Here is an 18908-nt window from a genome sequence, read left to right on the forward strand (position 1 = left end):
CGGTTGGCAAACCGTTTCGATGTGCGAGTAGCACAGCCAGTAACATGCCCTTATAGGGCTAGAGCAAACCACCCGTTTTACGGGTGGTCATGATTATGGAAATATAATTTGGATAAAGTTTTTAATTGTAATATAATTATATTTAGAAATAACACTAATATTTGATTGATATACAAATAAAAGGAAATATAGGTGAGGATTATATATATGGATAAAACAATAGAAAGAATAAGAAAGTTTAGAAATGATAGAGATTGGTCAAAGTTTCATACACCAGAAAACTTATCTAAGGCAATAAGTATAGAATCTGGAGAATTATTAGAACATTTTTTGTGGGATAATAATTTTAATAAAGATGAAGTTTGTGATGAATTAGCAGATGTAATTATTTATTGTATACACATGGCAGATTCTTTAGGCGTAAATATAGAGGATATAATAAATAAAAAAATGGATAAAAATGAAAAGAAATATCCAGTTGAAAAGTGTAAAGGTACAAGTAAAAAATATACTGAGTTATAAAAGAGGCAATTATGGGATTAATAAAAACTTTTGATTATAAGGAAGAATTATTAGATAATTTAATCTAGATAGCAATAAAAAACACTGATATAATATTTTTTAGAATATGTACAAAGGAGACATTAGATGAAATACTATTTAGCACCAATGGAAGGGATTACAGGACATATATATAGAAATTATTATAAAAAGTTTTTTGGTAACATTGATAAATATTTTGCGCCATTTATTATTCCAAATAAAAGTAGAAGTCTTAAAACAAAAGAATTAAGAGACATACTACCAGAAAACAATAAAGATATTAATATAGTACCTCAAATACTTACAAATGATTCAGAAGGATTCATTACTACATCTAGAAAGTTACAACAATTAGGATATAATGAAATTAATTTAAATTTAGGTTGTCCATCTGGAACAGTTGTTTCAAAAAATAGAGGTTCAGGATTCTTGGCTAAAAGAGAAGAACTTGATATATTTTTAGAGGAAATATTTAAAATAGATGATATGAAAATTTCTATAAAAACTAGAATAGGAAAAGATGATCCTGAGGAGTTTTATGAGCTTATAAAAATTTATAATAAATATCCTTTAGAAGAATTAATAATTCACCCAAGAACAAGACAAGACTTTTATGGCAACAAACCTAATTTAGAAGTATTTAAGGATGCATTATCTTTAAGTAAAAATTCAGTATGTTACAATGGGGATATTTTTACTAAAGAAGATAATGATAATTTAATAAAGGATTTTAAAGAAGTAGATAAAATAATGATTGGCAGAGGAATATTAGCTAATCCTGGATTAATGAATGAGATTAAAGAGGATAAATTTATAGATAAAAAAGTTTTAAAAGAATTTCATGATGAACTTTTCAATGAATATAGAGAAGTATTTAATGAAGATAGAAATGCAATGTTTAGAATGAAAGAATTATGGGGATATATGATTTATATATTTTCAGATAATAAAAAGCACGCTAAAAATATTAAAAAATCTAAAAATTTAATTGAATATAATCAAGCTGTTTCAAATCTTTTTGCAGAAGAGAAAATTATAAAAGGGGCTGGATTATTTAATAATAAATAAAATAATATAAGTTATATTTAAATAATTACTTTGCCTTGGCTAAAGCCGAGGCTTTTTTCTGTATAAAAATTAATGAAGTCTTATAATTAAATAATATAATTATAGATTTTAATAAATTTAATTAAAGGGTGAATGTTATGATTGAAAAAAATAATTTATTTAAATTTGCAACTAGTGAATTAACAAATGATGCAATGATTTGTTATCTTGTTAATTTATCAATAGATGAAAGAATAGAGTATAAAAACTTAGGAAAAGATATAATAAATTTATTTACTAAAAAAAGAATTGAAAACATAAAAAGTATTGATATTATAAGACAATATAAAAAGATAGATATTTTAATAAAAGTAAATGATGATGAGCTAATAATAATAGAAGATAAAGTAAATACAGGACAACATAGTGATCAATTAAATAGATATATTAAAGCAATAGAAGATGATAATAATGATGATATTAGATTTAGAAATAAAAATTATGTATATTTAAAAATTGGAAATGAAAGCCAGTATCAAAGTCTTAATATTTGTTATGAAGGAAAAGATAAATTAAAAAATAATCAATATTTATATATATCAAGAAAGATGCTTTTGAATGTATTAAATAATTATAAAGATGTAATAAATAATGATATTATAAAAGAATATATAGAGTATTTAGAAGACAAAGAAGAATTATTTAATAGTTATAAACTTGAAGATAAATTAGATAAATGGACATGGGGTTTTGAAGGGTATTTTGATGAATTACAAAGAAAAAAGAAAATAAAAAATAAGTGCTGGGGATTTGTTTCAAATAGCTCAGGTGGCTTTTTAGGTTTTTGGTGGAATTTTAAAAATAAAGAATATAGTATTTTAGAAAATAATTTAAAACAGTATTATATATATATTCAAATAGAAGCATATCCTAAAATTCCTACTAGAGTAGTTTTAAAAGTAGAATGTTATGATAAAGAAGTAAGAAGAGATATAAGAAATTATGTTTGGAATAATTTAAAACCATTATTAGTGGATGAGCCTTTTTCTAAGACAAAGTTTGCAGATGGAAATTGGATGACTATAGCAGAAAAATGGTGCGAAACTAAAGAAGAGCTTACTGAAGCTATTTCTAGAGCAGAATATATTCTTTTGAATTTAGATAAAAAACTTTAAAATTCCTATTTTTAAGATGGTTTTAGTTTTTTAGTAACTAGATTGAATTTTTTTATTTTAAAGAAAATTTAATAAAAATGATACATAAAAACCCCCTATTCTGATAATTGTTTTAAATATTAGAATAGGGAGTTAATTTTATTTTAGGTTACAGAAATTTTTTGTAGATATAAAATTAAAAAAATTATAGTATCTCTAAAATTTCAACATTATAATTTTCACCAGGTGCATTAACTTCAACTACATCTCCAGCTTTTTTGCCAGATAAGGCTTTTCCAAGGTCTGATTCTATACTTATAAGCATATTTTCAGGATCTAAATCCATTGTAGTTACAAGAGTTACAGTAACTTCATCATCCTCTTCAACAAATTTAATTCTAGCTTTACTATTAATTCCAAGAACTGATTTATCTATAGTATCTTCATCTATTATAGTAGCTGTAGAAATCATAGTCATTAAATATTGTATTCTATTGTCATTTTCTCTATAATTTGCACAAGCTTCTTTATATTCTGCATTTTCTGATCTATCGCCATGGGCAGCTGCAACTAATTTTTCCTTTGCAATTTCTGCTCTTTTTACAGTTAGTCTATATTCTAACTCTTCCCTTAATTTTTTTATGTTTTCTTCTGTTAATTTATTATTCATAAAGCAAAATCTCCCTTAAATATAATATATCAATATATATAAAGTATATATAATAAAATGAGAGATGACAACAAAGGAGAGTTTATTTAAAATTTTATAAGGTTAAGTAATAGAAAGTTTAATTACATAATTTTAGAAATACAGTTAAAATAACTTAATAAATATAATAAAAGTATTGACAAATTTAGGATAAAGGAATATTATAATTAAAAATATAAAAATTCATTGATTGGAAGAGTAAATATTAATTAAGTATCCAAAAGAGAGTGGAGGATGGTGGAATCTCCATGAGAAAGATAATATTGAAGGACATCCAAGAGAAGCTTATTTGAAAAATATAGTAGGATAAGTCGGGTTACTCCGTTATAAAGTAATAGAGATAACTTAAGTTTATTTAGACTTAGTTAAATAGAATGGCACCGTGAATATATAGCTTTCACTTCTATAATGAAGTGAAAGCTTTTTTTATTAGAATCTGGCCAGTTCTAATTTGCTATTTTATTTTAGTAAGTTTTTATATAAAAGTTAAAAAAGGGTGGTACCGCAAAAATATTTGCCCCTTGGAATTTTTATTCCAAGGGGCTTTTTAGAGTTAAAAAAAGGAGGATATTTTTATGGAAAGAATAATGATAAATAAGTTAAATGATTATATAAATAAAAAAGTTAAAGTAGAAGGTTGGGTTCATAGAATAAGAGTTTTAAAAACAATAACATTTGTAATAATTAGAGATAGAACTTCTTTAGTTCAATGTGTTATTTCTAATACTTTATTTGATACATCAAAAATAAAATTAGAATCAATTGTAGCTATAATTGGAGAGGTTAAAGAAAGTAATAATAAGATAAATAACTTTGAAATAGAAGCTTTAGAAGTTGAAGTTATAAATAGTTGCATTAAAGATTTGCCAATTGAAATAAATAAAGAAAATTTAAATATAAATTTAGATACTATGTTAAATAACAGAGTTTTAAGTTTAAGACATGAGAGAGTAAATTCAATTTTTAAGGTACAAAATATTATTGTTAATGCCTTTAGAGAATATCTTGTAAATGATGGATTCACTGAAATTTATACACCAAAGCTTGTTAAAGAAGGTGCAGAAGGAGGAACTGAAATTTTTCAGGTTAAATACTTTGAAAATAAAGCCTATCTTGCTCAAAGTCCTCAATTTTATAAAGAAATGATGGTTTCAGCAGGTTTTGAAAGGGTATTTGAAATTGGGCATGTGTATAGAGCAGAGGAACATAATACTAATAGACATTTAAATGAATATATAAGTATGGACCTTGAAGTAGGATTTGTTGATAATGAAGAGGAAATTATGAATCTTGAGGAAAATTTACTAAAGTTTATTATAAATAAATTAGAAACTTATGGAGAAGAATATTTTAAATTATTAGGAGCAGAAATTCCTAAAATAAATGGAAGTATTCCAAGAATAAAATTTAGTGAAGCATTAGAAATATTAAATAGAGAATATAACAAAAATGACTTGGAGGGAGACTTAGACCCAGAGGCTGAAAAATTAATTTGTAAATATGCTAAAGAAAAATTAAATTGTGAATTTATATTTTTAACTCATTATCCAAGAAAGAAAAGACCAATGTATACAATGCCTTATGGAGAAAATGAAACTCGTAGTTTTGACTTATTATTTAGAGGAATTGAAATAACTACTGGAGGACAAAGAATTCATAATTATAATATGTTAATTGAAAATATAAAGTATAAAGGATTAAATCCAGAAAATTATAAAAGTTATACTGAAGTATTTAAATATGGAATGCCAAAACATGGAGGTTTAGCAATAGGATTAGAAAGAATAACTAGTAGATTTTTAAATTTAGAAAATGTTAGAGAAGCAACTTTAATAACAAGAGATAGAAATAGATTAATACCATAAAATAAGATTTTTTATAAAAACTATAAAATTAAAGTTATGAAAATAGTAATTTATATCATATATTAATATGTAAATAATTATAAGAGGTTAATATATGGATTGGTTAAAAGTAAATTCCGTTGATGAGTTAAAAAAATTTGGAAAAATGAAAAGTGTTATGTCTTTAATAAAAAAAGATATAGAAAAACTATTTAAAGATAAAAAATGTAAAGAAAAGAACATAGTATCAATGATTGTTATAAAAAGTAGAAGCTGGACAAGCCTCTATGAGAAAATAGTAGCATTAAGAGAAGTAATTTCTTATGTAGATTATAATGTTATTTTGAAAGATAAAAATATAGACAATAAAAATAAATGTAATGAATATTTTAATGATAAGGCATCAGAATATATTTTTTATTTGTTAGAGTTAAGTGGAAAATCTAGAGCTGATAAATTAAATATACAATTAAAACATTATTCAAATAAAAAAGAAGCAAAATTATGGAGAGATTCTATTGCTAAAGTTATTCATCCAGATAAATGTAAACTTAAAAAGGCAGATAAAGCTATATCTAAGTTAAACCAATTATATGAGGATATGGTAAATAATGAGTAAAACAGATAATAATAGTGACTCAAAAGAAATAGTATTATTTAAAAATCATGTTATAGATATGAATTTTGAAATACCAGATAGACCAGAAAATACTCATAAAGGTACATGCACAAGAGTAAAAAATGCTTGGGTAAACTTTTCTCATATGGATGATGATGGTATTATTTGGGTAGATGCAGAGAGACTTTCTGATATATTAAGAACAAGTAAAGCTATAGCTAAACATACAATTGTAAATATTGACGATAAAAATATTTTAAGAAGTGGGAAGAAAATATATATTAGAGCTTATGAAATAAGAAATATAATTGATAAATTTATTCAAAATGAAAAAACATGCAAAAGAAAAGATTATTTAAAGTATTCAGAGAAAATATATATGGCAATAAGAGATTGTGATACTGCTGAAGTCTTAAGAACAAGGCACAATGAAAGTTTAGAAGATGGTAAAAAAAGATTAAAGTATAAGAGAATTAAAAAATATAATATTAATAGTGATGAATTAACAGGTGAAGAGTTAATTAAAAAAACAGCAGAATTTTCTCATATTAGAAGTTTTGCTATATATACTGAAATTGGAACTGATATAGAAAATAGACTAATAGTAAACAAAGAAACACATAAAATTATAACTAATAAATGTGTTTGTGATGAAGTAGAACTTTATAATCTTTGTTTAACTAAAGGATGGAGTATAAATTGGTATAACAAGTATAAAAATTACTATAATATTTAACATTTATAAATAAAAATAAAACATAAAAAATATACTACTTTATTGTTTTAAGTAGTATATTTTTATTTTATTAAATACTCTTTTTTAATAAATAGTAATTGAACAACATTCCTATAAGACAAAGAATCATGGTTAAAAGATAAATATAGTTATAAGTTTTTATGAATAAAAAAATATTTGCCATTACAATAAGAAAAGTTACAATAATTGTAATTATTTTTATGACTTTAAAAATTTTATTATCAATACTATCACCCATAATTTACCTCGTAATATATCTAATAATTCTTTATAAATTAATTATATCATATAAGAAATTTATTTTTACAAATTTTTCATAATAAAACTTGAAATTTTATTGGAATATAGATTTTATTAACTATTTATTTAAAAATAATATAAGTAATTAAATATGAGAACAATAAGAAAACTGTATATTTATCTAGATTTTAAAAGTATATAATTATATAAAAGATAGTTTAAATAAAAGGTTTAATAAACAAAGGAAAATATAATTAAAGGGATGATATTATGGAAAATAATGAAATATGCAAAGAAGTTTGTATAGAAGAAAATCATAGTTTAGAAAAATATTTTGCTGAAAATGAAAAGCATGAAAGATATATAAAAAAAGAAATATATAATAATATATTAATTCTTATAAATGAAAGACCACATAAAATAAAAACTGTAAGAGGTTATAAATATAAAGGTAAAACTATATATGAATACAAAATTCCTTTAGGAAAAGATTTAGCCTGTAGAGTAGCTTATATTTATATAGATGATAAAATATTAGTTTTTTTCATATCTAACACAATAAGAAAAAATCTATATACAAGATTAGTATCTAAGGTTAAAGGAGTTGTTAAGGCATGATAAATAATACTGATATGATTAATGTGGCTATGTATACTTTAAAGAGCATTGATGTAAATGATAAAGTTAGCTTTAAGACCTTTAAAAAAGATAGAAAAGTGGAGATTGAAAAGCTTGGGAAGACTTATAATATAATAGAAGATGGGTTTGAAAAGAAAAAGTTTTTGGATATTGAGTATAAAGAGGTTAAAAAAATATTAAAGGAACTTCAAAGAAAAGAGTTTCCAAGAAGTAATAAAATCTGGTATAAAATAATTAGGAGCAATAAAAATATTTAAAAGGGAGAATGATATGATAATTAGAAAATCCTCAAAGGAAGATATTAAAGATATAATGAAAATTATTAATAAGGCTAAAGAATTTTTAAAAGAAAATGGTGTAGACCAATGGCAGGATGGATATCCTAATAATGAAACAATAGAAAATGATATTTTAAATAATAATAGTTATGTAGTATTAAAGGATAATAATATTGTAGCTACTTTAGCAATTTCCTTTGATGGAGAGAAAACTTATGATGTTATTTATGATGGAAATTGGCTAAGTCATGGAAAGTATGCTGTTATTCATAGAATTGCTATAGATAATGAATATAAGGGTACAGGTATAGCCTCTTATATTTTACAAAAAGTATATGATATTTGTTTAGATAATAATATTCATAGCATTAAAATAGATACTCATGAAGAAAATATACCTATGCAAAAGTTACTTAATAAAAATGATTTTAAGTACTGCGGTGTAATTTACTTAGAGGATAATAGCAAAAGAATAGCTTTTGAGAAAACTTTTTAGTCTATTATATTTTATATTTAATTTAGTTATTTATTAATATGGAGTGAAAGTTATAGTTAAAGTGAATATTAGTTAATATAGAGATTAAGCTTTCTGTATTATATTCACTTATAAAATGATATAATTTATAAAGATTATATAAGAAAGAGAGAAAAGAATGGATAAACAATTAGAAAATACAATAGATGTAAATAATTTAAGTGCAGAGGAACTTTTAGAAAAGTTATATGGCAAAAAGTTAAACTCAAAAAAGACTATATTAGAATATATAGAACTTACAAAGATTCTTAAAGGTGAAAATGTATTCCCTAATAAAATTCAAGAAACTTATAATTTTATTTATAATAGTATTGAAGCTATTGGAAGTACAATTAAGCCAAATACAATGATGCATTTAAAAAATCAACTTAAAGGACAATTAGGTAAATTAGTTAATGATAAAGATCCTAAAAAAGAAAGTAATTTCATTAAGTTCTTTAAGGAAGCATATCCAAATGGAGAGAGAAGAAAATCTTTTACATGGGTTCTTATGGATATTAATAATATAAAAGAAGAGCAAATATGGACTACTTTAACTTATATAAATAGGGAAGTATTAAAGAATAACCTTAAGTTATCCAATGAAGAAAAGAAAGATATAATAGAAATGATTGAAAAGTTAGTTTCTAAAAATCATATTAAATATATAAATCAGGTTAAGAGTATGGAAAAATTACTTAATGCCTTAAAAGTAAAGATAGTTAATAAGAAGGATGTATTTAAGGTAGAGAAAAGATAGTAAAAATTGAATTTAAAGTATTATAAATAAACTTGCAGTAAAATGTAGGTTTATTTTTTTGTTATTAAAAATTAAAAAAATAGTAGAATAATGTGGAATCTTAAAATATAATAAAATTAATTTATTAATAAAGTGTAAATAAAATGTATGGACGTTTACATATAAGATAAAGGAGTGGGGTTATGTTAAGAGAGGATATATTAAAATATTTACATGAGAAAACAAGTGAATATATAAAAAATGAAAATAATGATGTGTATACAGCTAAAAGTATTTCAACTATTTTTAATGTGAAAAGGAATACTATAAGCCATTATATAAATCAAGAAATTAATGATGGACAAGTTATAAAAGTAAACACTAGACCAGTTTACTTTTTTCATAAAGAAGCTTTTGAAAAGAAGTTTTTTAAAGTTTCAAAAAATATATTTGCAAGTATAGAAGAATTATTTGAAGAAAAAGTAGAATATAAGAAAAATGAGGATTTATTTAAAGAATTAATAGGGTATAAGGGAAGTTTAAAGGAGTCTATAGAAAAGATTAAAACATCTATATTATACCCCACTAAAAATGGACTTCCAATTATGTTAAATGGACCTACCGGGGTAGGTAAAAGTTTTATGGCAGATCTTATTCATAAATATAGTATAGAAAAGGGCGTTTTACCAAAGAATGCACCTTTTATAGTATTTAATTGTGCTCAATATTATAATAATCCAGAATTATTATCAAGTAATTTATTTGGTTATACTAAGGGAGCATTTACAGGAGCAGATAAAAGTAAAGCTGGTATGATTGAAGAAGCAAATGGGGGAATATTATTTTTAGATGAGGTTCATAGATTAAATAATGAAGGCCAAGAAAAGTTATTTACCTTTATGGATAAAGGCTTAGTAAGACGTATGGGAGAAAGTGAAGGCTGGCATAAGGTAGATGCACGTTTAATATTTGCTACCACAGAAAATATTTTAGATAATTTTTTGGAAACATTTTTAAGAAGAGTTCCTATAGTAGTTAATATTAAAGGATTAGATGAGAGAGATAATTTAGAAAAGATACAATTTATATATGATTTCTTAATAAGAGAGTCAAATACCTTTAATAAAAATATTTTAATATCAAGAAGGGCTTTAGATGTTTTAGTGTTACATAAATACAAGGGAAATGTAGGAGAACTTAAAAATACAATAAAATATATATGTGCTAAAGCTTATTCAAGAGATATTACTTCAGATATTGTAACAATAAAGCTTAAGGATTTGCCAGAAAAACTTATTAAAGAGGCAATGTATATTAAAGAATCAAAAATACAGAAAAATAAGGATATATTAATAACTCCTAAAACTAATTATAATGAATTATTTTTTAAAGAAGAAAGGTCAACTGAAGATATTAAAACTTGTTATAAAAATATTTTCGATTTTTATAAAAAATATAATGAGTTAGAGGATAAAGAAGAGTTTGAAAGAAAAATATTTTTAGAGATTAATTCTTTAATAGATAAACTTATATTTAAAAAGGAAAAGAATAACGAAAATATTATGTTCCAGTTTATTATTTCTTCCCTTCAGGATGTTTTTAAGTATATAGAATATAGCTATAGTATAAAGTTAAATGGAAATAGTATTTATATAATTGCATATTTTATTTATTCAAAGGGACAAGAAGTTATTAAATGGAGCAAAGATGATAAAAAATTAAAAGATAGATTATATTCGTATGTATTAGAAAATAATAAGTATGAAATTAATTTAGCTTCAAAACTATCTAATTTAATAGCCAGCAAAATGGATGTTAATTTATTAGCTGAAGATGAAATATTTATTTCTTTTTATTTAAAAAGTTTAGGGATTATAGAAAATAAAAAGTCTATAAAATCAGTAGTTTTAGCTCATGGATATTCTACTGCAAGCAGTATAAGTAGTGTTGTCAATCGTATGTTAGAAAAAAATATATATGAAGCCTTTGATATGCCCATAGATATTTCAGTAAAAGAAATTGGTAAAAAGTTAATAGAATATATAAATAAAAATGATGTATCAAAGGGACTTGTAATATTAGTGGATATGGGTTCATTAAGGGATATATATAATGAAATAAAAGATTATATAAATGCACCTATAGCAATAATAAATAATGTATCTACTCAAATGGCCTTATTTATTGGAGATTTATTAAAAGAGGATATCTATTTAGAAGAATTAGTTGAGAAAATAAGAGAATTTAATAAAACTGAATATAAAATAATATATCCAGAAAAAATTAAGGAAAAAGCCATTATAACATCATGTATAACTGGTATAGGAACTGCTAAGCAGATTCAAAGATTACTTAAAAAAAGTATTCCAAAAGAATTAGGAATAAATATTTTAGTTCATGATTATGAAAGATTAAAAAAATATGGAATGGTAGACTCTATATTTCAAATTTATGATGTAATAGGAATAATAAGTACTCTTGATGCTGAAGTTAAGGATATTAATTATATATCTTTAGAAGATTTAATTTCAGGCAAGGGTGAAGATAAGATGCACAAAATATTTGAAAAAGTAACAGATAGCGAAACTATAAGAATAATAAATAATAATTTAATTCGTAATTTTTCTTTAGAGAGTATAGTAAGTTCTGTTACTATATTAGATACTAATAAAATTTTAGAAAATATAGAAATATGTTTAAATAATTTAGAAATGTTTATAGGAGAAAGAATACCTAATAATAAAAAAGTAACATTATATATTCACATTAGTTGTCTTATAGAAAGATTAATTCGTAGAGTTCTTATAGAAAATTATAACAACTTAGAAAATTTTATACAGTGTCAAGAAAATATAATAAATAATATTAAAAAAGCTTTTAGTGGGATAGAAGAGATATATAATGTCAAAATTAATATTGAAGAAATAGGATATATATATGATATTTTATCAGCTAAAATATAGGCTTTATAAGGATTTTAAAATAAATAAGTATAAGCGTGCCACTAATTTGGCACGCTTATTGCTATTTATATAGGCATAACAAGAAAAAAAGAAAGGGGGAGAGACAGATGATAAAACTCTTACTTGCTTCCCATGGGGACTTGGCAGATGGAATTTATAGTTCCTTAAAAATAATAGTGGGAGAGCAAAATAATATATCAACTTTATGTGCATACAAAGAAGAAGAGTTTGATTTGCAAAAAGAAATATCAAATATATTAATTAATTTACAAAAGGAAGATAAGTTAATAGTTATAACAGATATATTTGGTGGAAGTGTAAATAATGAATTTATGAATAATTTACAAAGTAAAAATTTCTATTTGATATCAGGATTAAATTTACCTTTAGTAATGGAGTTAATTACAATTCAAAATGAAGATGATATAGAAGGTATGATAAAGAGTGCTTTAGAAAATTCAAAGGATAGCATTAAATATTGCAATCCTATTATTGAATCAATGTATATAGAAGAAGAAGGATTTTAGATTTATAAGGGGTTTTGAAAATGATTAAATTATTAAGAGTAGATCACAGATTATTACATGGTCAAGTAGCCTTTTCATGGACGCAGTTTTTGGGAGTGGATTGTATATTAATAGCTAATGATGGATTAATGACTGATGAATTACGTAAAACAACTATTAAGTTAGCTAAGCCTCAAGGGGTAAAAGTAGTAATGAAAAATATTCAAGATTCAATAAATGCAATAAATAGTGGGGTTACAGATAAATATAAATTATTTGTTGTAGTTGAATCTATAGAGGATGCTTACAAATTAGTAAAAGGTACAAATAAATTTAAAGAAATTAATCTTGGAGGTATTAAATCTAGAGAAGGAACTAGAAATATTTCTAAAGCAATTAATGTTACAAAGGAAGAAGAAAAGATTTTAAAAATGTTAATTGAAGATGGGATTATAGTTGAGATAAGACAAATACCAAATGATCAAAAGATACTAGCAGAAAATGTATTAAAGTAATTAAAGGGTTAAATATAAAAAGGGAGGGTTATTATGGGAACAGCTATTTTACTTGGAATAGTAGCAATGATTGCTAATGCTGAATATTTGCTTGGTACATCATTGTTATCAAGACCAATTATAACTGGGGTACTAACAGGTTTAGTACTAGGAGACTTAAAGGCTGGAATTATTTTAGGAGCAACATTAGAACTTGCATTTATTGGAGCATTTTCAGTAGGTGCAGTAATTCCACCAGAAATAATTTCAGGAGGAATTTTAGGAACAGCTTTTGCAATTTCAACAAATCAAGGGCCAGAAGTTGCTCTAGCATTAGGAGTTCCAATAGCAGCATTAGCATTAGTAATAAAAAATGCCTGTATGATATTTATATTACCATTGTTTGTGCATAAAGCAGATAAATATGCAGAAAAAGGTGACTGTAGTGGTGTTGAAAGAATGCATTTACTTGGTGGATTTTTCTCAGTTAATTTACCAATAGGATTAATAGTATTTTTCTCTTATTTCTTAGGAGCACCAGTAATGGAATCAATATTAAATGTTATACCTGAATTTATACAAAATGGATTAGCTATTGCAACAGGTTTATTACCAGCTTTAGGATTCGCATTATTAGTTAAGATGATTATAAATAAAAAGGTTGCAGTATTTTATTTCTTAGGATTTGCATTATCAGTTTATTTAAAAATACCTATAACAGGAATAGCAATATTTGGAGTAATAACAGCTATTATTTTAGTAGGTTTAAATAAACCAAATCAAGTTGTTGTAGAAGGAGGGAATGATGATGATGACTTCTAAAGACAATGATATGAATATAACTAAAAAGGATTTAAGAAAGGTATTTTGGAGATCCTTTACTATGGAATGGTCATGGAATTATGAAAGACAAGCTAACATGTCCTATGCATATAGTATTATGCCAATTATTAAAAAATTATATAAAACTGATGAAAAAAGAGCAGAAGCATTAAAAAGACACCTAGAGTTTTTTAATACAACTCCACACATTGCAACTTTAATATTAGGTATTTCAACTGCTATGGAAGAGAGTAATGCAAAGTCAGAGGATTTTGATACTTCATCAATAAATAACGTTAAAGTAGGTTTAATGGGACCTTTAGCAGGAATAGGAGATTCATTCTTTTGGGGAACTTTAAGGGTAATAGCTACTGGTATAGGAACTTCATTAGCATTACAAGGAAATATTTTAGGACCTATATTATTTCTATTAGTTTTTAATGTGCCACATATATTAATAAGATATTTTGCTATGATGGGCGGCTATAAGTTAGGAGCTGGAGTGTTAGATAAAATACAAAAGTCAGGATTAATGGAAGCTTTAACATATGGAGCTGCAATACTTGGACTTATGGTAATTGGAGGAATGACAGCTGAAATGGTTGCTGTAAATATACCACTTACAATAGGTGAAGGTGATAGTGCCATGAAAGTTGCTGATATAATAAATGGAATTGTTCCAGGTATAATGTCATTAGGATTTACAGGATTTATTTATATGCTATTAAGCAAAAATTTTAAAACAACAACTATATTAATTTTGATAGCAGCAATAGGTATTGTTGGAGCCTTCTTTGGATTCTTAGCATAGTGGAGAATAAGTTATGAAGGAAACAATGTTAACCTATATAAACGAGGAATATGTAACAAATAAAAGTTTACTTGAGAATAGAAAAGAAAACTTAAAGGAATTTATTAGTTGTTTTAAGGGAAAGAAATATGATAGATGGATTGTGTTAGCTACAGGATCCTCTGCAAATGCCATTGAATGTGCTAAATATTATGTAGAAAATATATTAAATATAAATATTGAAATAAAAATGCCTTTTGTATTTAGTAATTATGAAAATAGAATAGATGAAAATGCACTATATATAGTAGTTACACAAAGTGGTAAAAGTTTTTCAACAATTGAAGCATTAAAGAAAGTTATTAAAAATAACTGTAATGTTGTAACTATGACAGCTGATTTAAATAGTCCAGTTTGCATGGAAAGCAAAAGTATAGTCAATATTGGATGTGGTGAAGAAAAAGTTGGATATGTTACAAAGGGTTTTAGTGCAACAGTTTTAACTTTTATACTTATGGGATTAGAACTTTCTTATAAAAATAAAATAATTAATGAAGAAAAGTATAATAGTGAATTAATAAAAATAAAAGAAGCTATTAAAAATACTGAAAAAATTATAGAAAAAACCTTTAAGTGGTATAAAGACAATAAAGAAGAATTAGTTAGTGGAGAAAGATTTCTAGCAATAGGATATGGACCAGGCTATGGAGTGGTAAGGGAAGCAGATACAAAAATAACTGAAACTATTAGAACGCCTATGAATGGACATGAACTTGAAGAATATATGCATGGACCATATTTAGCATTATCTAATAAAGATCACATTATATTTATAGAAACTGAAAGTAAGTTACAGTTTAGGCAAGAAGCTTTAAGAAAGTATTTAGATAAATATACAAAGCATACTTATAAAATTACTTATAAAGAATTTAGTGAAAATAAGCATGATTTAACTTTAGGTATAAAAATAGATGAACTAATAAGTCCACTTCTATTTGTAATACCTATACAAATATTATCTTATGTTATTGCAGAGGATAAAGGAAATAAATTAAATAAAAAAACTTTTGAAGACTTTGATGACAAGTTAAAAAGTAAAATATAAAAAATTAAAGGGAATTTTAAGGGGGAAGACTATTATGTTAAAATTTAATGAAAAAGAATATAGAACAAGTATGAAACTTATATGCGAGGCAAGACCAGAAGCTGAAAGAGCAGCTGATGAGTTAACAAAGAGAGGGTATAAAAATATATTTTTTACAGCAGTTGGAGGAAGTTTAGCTCCAATGATGGCAATAGGAGAAATAGCAAAGCAAGTAACAACACTACCAGTATTTGTAGAACAGGCAGCTGAATTATTAATAAGAGGTAATAAGAGTTTAGACAAGGATTCAATTGTAGTTACAATGTCTAAATCAGGAGATACAAAAGAGACAGTTGCAATAGCTAAATGGTGCAAGGAGCAAGGGATAACAGTAGTTTGTCTTACAAAGAATCCAGAATCTCCACTAGCTTCAAGCAGCGATTATGTAATACCAATGAGACATGAAAATGGTGTTGAATATGAGTACATGCTATTATACTGGTTCTTCTTTAGATTATTAAAAAATAGAGGAGATTTTGAAGAATATGATGACTTTGCAAATCAACTTGAAAAGTTACCAGAAAATTTAATAAAGGCTAAAGAAAAATTTGACCCAATAGCAGCTGAAATTGGTAAGAAGTATCACAAAGAACCATATATGATGTGGATAGGTGGAGGAGAAATGTGGGGAGAAACATATCTTTTCTCAATGTGCTTATTAGAAGAAATGCAATGGCTTAAAACTAAGTCAGTTACATCATCAGAATTTTTCCATGGAACTTTAGAGTTAGTAGAAGAAGATGTATGTGTATTTTTACTTAAAGGTGAGGGAAAATGCCGTGAAATTGATGATAGAGTTGAAAGATTTGTTGAAAAGTACACTAATAAGCTTACAGTTATAGATACTAAAGATTATGAATTAGAAGGAATAGATGATAAATTCCGTTGGATATTAGCACCAACTATTTCATCAACACTTTTAGTAGATCGTTTAGCATTCCATTTTGAAGATAATACAGGACATGACTTAGATATACGTCGTTACTACCGTCAATTTGAATACTAAAATTAAGATTAAAAAGGTTTATATAAAATAAATAATAAGGGCATTGTTAACTAAAAATAATTAGTTTAACAATGCCTTTTTTAAAAAATAATAGTATTATAATATAGTTATATAAATTTACATAAGACAGAATAGGAGACTAATAGTTTGAATAATAAAGAAAATTTGAATTTTATTGCAATAGATTTTGAGACAGCAAATGAGAAAAGAAATAGTCCATGTTCCATTGGTATTGCTGTTGTAGAAAATGGGGAAATAATTAAAGAAATCCATTATTTAATAAAGCCTAAAGAAATGAGGTTTATGCCAATTAATATTGGTATTCATGGAATAAGACCTAAAATGGTTGAAAGTGAGCCAGAGTTTGATGAAATATGGAAAGAGATAAAAGGATATTTTGATAAAAGTTTAGTAATAGCCCATAATGCATCCTTTGATATATCTGTTCTTAGAAATACTTTAAATCTTTATGGAATTACTATGCCAAACTTTGATTATATATGCACAATGAAGCTTGCAAGAAATTTTTATAAAAATCTTGAAAATGCTAAATTAAATACAGTAAATGATTTTTTAGGATATAAGTTTAATCACCATGATGCTCTAGCTGATGCTTTAGCTTGTAGCAACATACTTATTAATATAGCAGAGGAATTAAAAAGTTATAATATTAAAGAAATATCAAAAAATTTAGGTGTAACAATTGGAAATGTTAATAGTGAAGGGTACAGACCTTCTTCAACTAGAGGAAGGATTTTAAAAGTATCAGATAGAAAAGCGTTAATAAGTAAGGAAAGTTTATTTGAAAATTTAAATTATGAAGCTTTTAAAGGGGAGGTTGTTGTATTTACAGGTGGACTATCTTCTATGACAAGAGATAAGGCAATGATGATAGTTAGAAAACTTGGAGGGAATACTGGAAGTTCAGTAACTAGAAAAACAACTTGTTTAGTAACAAATATGAAAGATATAGAAAGTTTAGATAGAGATGAAATGAGTAACAAATTAAGAAGAGCTACTGATTTAAGAAAAAGTGGACAAGATATAAAGTTCTTAAATGAAGAAGAATTTTTAGAAAAGATGAAAAAAAGCATTTAAAAAATAAAAAAGTTTGATATAATTGTAGTATTAAGCAAATTTAAATGTTTACATAAAGTGAATAAAATTTTAAAAATAATTATCTTCTAAGTAATTTATACATATTTAATTTTAGTAATTATTACTTTAATTAAAAATTAAAAAAAATATATTTACAAAATGGGAGGAGATAATTATGAATTTTAGAGAAAAATATGGACAGTGGGGAATTGTTTTAGGGGCTACAGAAGGCATCGGCAAGGCAGGTGCATTTGAACTTGCAAGAAGAGGCATGGATGTAATTTTAGTGGGAAGAAGAGAAGAAGCTTTAAAAAAATTAGCTGAAGAAATTAATAATGAAACAGGTAGAGAAATAAAAGTTTTAAGACAAGATTTATCTGAAGAGGATGCAGCAGAAAAAATAATTGCAGAAACTAAAGATTTAGATATGGGATTAATTGATTATGTTGCATGTTTACATTCTATGGGTGTTTATTCAAGTGTTGATTATAGCAAATATGAGCAAATGTATAGAGTTAATATAAGAACATTCTCAAAGTTATTACATCACTTTACAGGTTTATTTAAAGAAAGAGATAGAGGAGCTTTTATAACAACAGGTTCTCTTTGTGGTTGGACATCTCTTCCATACTGTGCTGAATATGCAGCTCAAAAAGCATATATGATGACACTAACAGAAGGTGTAGCTTATGAACTTAAAAATACAAATGTAGATGTATTATTACTTACAGCAGGATCTACAATAACTCCAACATGGCTAAAAAATAAACCATCAGATCCAAAGGAGGTTGCAGCAGCTATGTATCCAGAAGAAGTTGCTAAGGAAGGCTTTGATATGCTTGGAGTTAAAATGTCTTATTTAGTAGGTGAATTAAACAGAGAAAAACAAAAACAGAACATGGAAATGGATAGAGATGATTTAATTTGCAAACTAGGAAAAATGTTTGACCATATGGCTTAAATATTAAAAAGAATTATACAGTGAAATGTATAATTCTTTTT

The 18908-nt window shown here is 25.1% G+C and carries 20 protein-coding genes and 1 other annotated feature; of the genes, 19 read left to right on the forward strand and 1 reads right to left on the reverse strand.

The features are described from left to right. The first annotated feature begins 207 nt into the window (after positions 1-207). The 3 genes from J2S18_RS14080 (at position 208) to J2S18_RS14090 (ending at position 2765) form a co-directional block, all read left to right on the forward strand. Positions 208-522 carry a nucleotide pyrophosphohydrolase gene (locus J2S18_RS14080; RefSeq protein ID WP_307487735.1) on the forward strand — a complete coding sequence of 105 codons (315 nt, stop codon included), beginning with the start codon at positions 208-210 and terminating at the stop codon, positions 520-522. Positions 523-648: 126 nt separating this feature from the next. Further along, entirely contained in the window at positions 649-1611 is a 963-nt protein-coding gene (locus tag J2S18_RS14085) for a tRNA dihydrouridine synthase (protein ID WP_307487737.1), read from the forward strand. Between the two features lie 137 nt (positions 1612-1748). After that, entirely contained in the window at positions 1749-2765 is a 1017-nt protein-coding gene (locus J2S18_RS14090; protein ID WP_307487738.1) for a PD-(D/E)XK nuclease family protein, read from the forward strand. Positions 2766-2949: 184 nt separating this feature from the next. On the opposite strand, the gene J2S18_RS14095 is transcribed toward J2S18_RS14090, so the two are convergent. Continuing rightward, entirely contained in the window at positions 2950-3414 is a 465-nt protein-coding gene (locus tag J2S18_RS14095) for a GreA/GreB family elongation factor (protein ID WP_307487739.1), read from the reverse strand. A 216-nt stretch (positions 3415-3630) separates the two neighbouring features. Then, positions 3631-3861: a binding site (T-box leader), on the forward strand. A 167-nt stretch (positions 3862-4028) separates the two neighbouring features. Here J2S18_RS14095 and aspS point away from each other — a divergent pair. From aspS to hdhB, 16 genes are all read left to right on the forward strand, one after another. Further along, positions 4029-5318: an aspartate--tRNA(Asn) ligase gene (gene aspS, locus J2S18_RS14100; RefSeq protein WP_307487741.1), complete on the forward strand. Its 1290-nt coding sequence runs from the start codon at positions 4029-4031 to the stop codon at positions 5316-5318. Between the two features lie 94 nt (positions 5319-5412). Then, complete coding sequence (locus tag J2S18_RS14105) at positions 5413-5916, forward strand: hypothetical protein (protein ID WP_307487742.1); 504 nt, start codon at positions 5413-5415, stop codon at positions 5914-5916. Beyond that, positions 5909-6652, forward strand: a complete 744-nt coding sequence (locus J2S18_RS14110) for a hypothetical protein (RefSeq protein ID WP_307487744.1) — start codon at positions 5909-5911, stop codon at positions 6650-6652. The genes J2S18_RS14105 and J2S18_RS14110 overlap by 8 nt, the downstream gene beginning before the upstream one ends. 531 nt (positions 6653-7183) lie before the next feature. Then, the gene (locus J2S18_RS14115) at positions 7184-7531 is read left to right on the forward strand and encodes a hypothetical protein (protein WP_307487746.1); all 348 of its coding nucleotides are present in this window, start codon (positions 7184-7186) and stop codon (positions 7529-7531) included. Then, positions 7528-7809: a hypothetical protein gene (locus J2S18_RS14120; protein WP_307487748.1), complete on the forward strand. Its 282-nt coding sequence runs from the start codon at positions 7528-7530 to the stop codon at positions 7807-7809. Before J2S18_RS14115 ends, J2S18_RS14120 begins: the two co-directional genes overlap by 4 nt. A gap of 13 nt (positions 7810-7822) precedes the next feature. Next, positions 7823-8326 (forward strand): GNAT family N-acetyltransferase, encoded by a 504-nt coding sequence (locus J2S18_RS14125; protein WP_307487749.1) that lies wholly within the window; start codon positions 7823-7825, stop codon positions 8324-8326. Between the two features lie 157 nt (positions 8327-8483). After that, on the forward strand, positions 8484-9104 hold the full coding sequence (locus J2S18_RS14130; RefSeq protein WP_307487751.1) for a hypothetical protein: 621 nt from the start codon (positions 8484-8486) through the stop codon (positions 9102-9104). Positions 9105-9286: 182 nt separating this feature from the next. Further along, positions 9287-12046 carry a sigma-54-dependent transcriptional regulator gene (locus J2S18_RS14135; protein ID WP_307487753.1) on the forward strand — a complete coding sequence of 920 codons (2760 nt, stop codon included), beginning with the start codon at positions 9287-9289 and terminating at the stop codon, positions 12044-12046. A gap of 107 nt (positions 12047-12153) precedes the next feature. Next, positions 12154-12573, forward strand: coding sequence for a PTS sugar transporter subunit IIA (locus J2S18_RS14140; protein ID WP_307487754.1), 420 nt, complete (start codon positions 12154-12156; stop codon positions 12571-12573). A 20-nt stretch (positions 12574-12593) separates the two neighbouring features. After that, complete coding sequence (locus J2S18_RS14145) at positions 12594-13067, forward strand: PTS sugar transporter subunit IIB (RefSeq protein WP_307487756.1); 474 nt, start codon at positions 12594-12596, stop codon at positions 13065-13067. Positions 13068-13100: 33 nt separating this feature from the next. After that, positions 13101-13868, forward strand: a complete 768-nt coding sequence (locus J2S18_RS14150; protein WP_307487757.1) for a PTS mannose/fructose/sorbose/N-acetylgalactosamine transporter subunit IIC — start codon at positions 13101-13103, stop codon at positions 13866-13868. Next, entirely contained in the window at positions 13852-14679 is an 828-nt protein-coding gene (locus J2S18_RS14155; RefSeq protein WP_307487758.1) for a PTS system mannose/fructose/sorbose family transporter subunit IID, read from the forward strand. Before J2S18_RS14150 ends, J2S18_RS14155 begins: the two co-directional genes overlap by 17 nt. 13 nt (positions 14680-14692) lie before the next feature. Next, positions 14693-15763, forward strand: coding sequence for an SIS domain-containing protein (locus J2S18_RS14160; protein ID WP_307487759.1), 1071 nt, complete (start codon positions 14693-14695; stop codon positions 15761-15763). Between the two features lie 34 nt (positions 15764-15797). Further along, on the forward strand, positions 15798-16808 hold the full coding sequence (locus J2S18_RS14165; RefSeq protein WP_307487761.1) for an SIS domain-containing protein: 1011 nt from the start codon (positions 15798-15800) through the stop codon (positions 16806-16808). A gap of 165 nt (positions 16809-16973) precedes the next feature. Beyond that, entirely contained in the window at positions 16974-17906 is a 933-nt protein-coding gene (locus tag J2S18_RS14170) for an exonuclease domain-containing protein (protein ID WP_307487855.1), read from the forward strand. A 175-nt stretch (positions 17907-18081) separates the two neighbouring features. Next, entirely contained in the window at positions 18082-18867 is a 786-nt protein-coding gene (gene hdhB, locus J2S18_RS14175) for a 7beta-hydroxysteroid dehydrogenase (RefSeq protein ID WP_307487763.1), read from the forward strand. The last annotated feature ends 41 nt before the right edge of the window (positions 18868-18908 follow it).

Origin of the sequence: Eubacterium multiforme (assembly GCF_030813415.1) — a bacterium.
Taxonomy (GTDB): domain Bacteria; phylum Bacillota; class Clostridia; order Clostridiales; family Clostridiaceae; genus Clostridium; species Clostridium multiforme.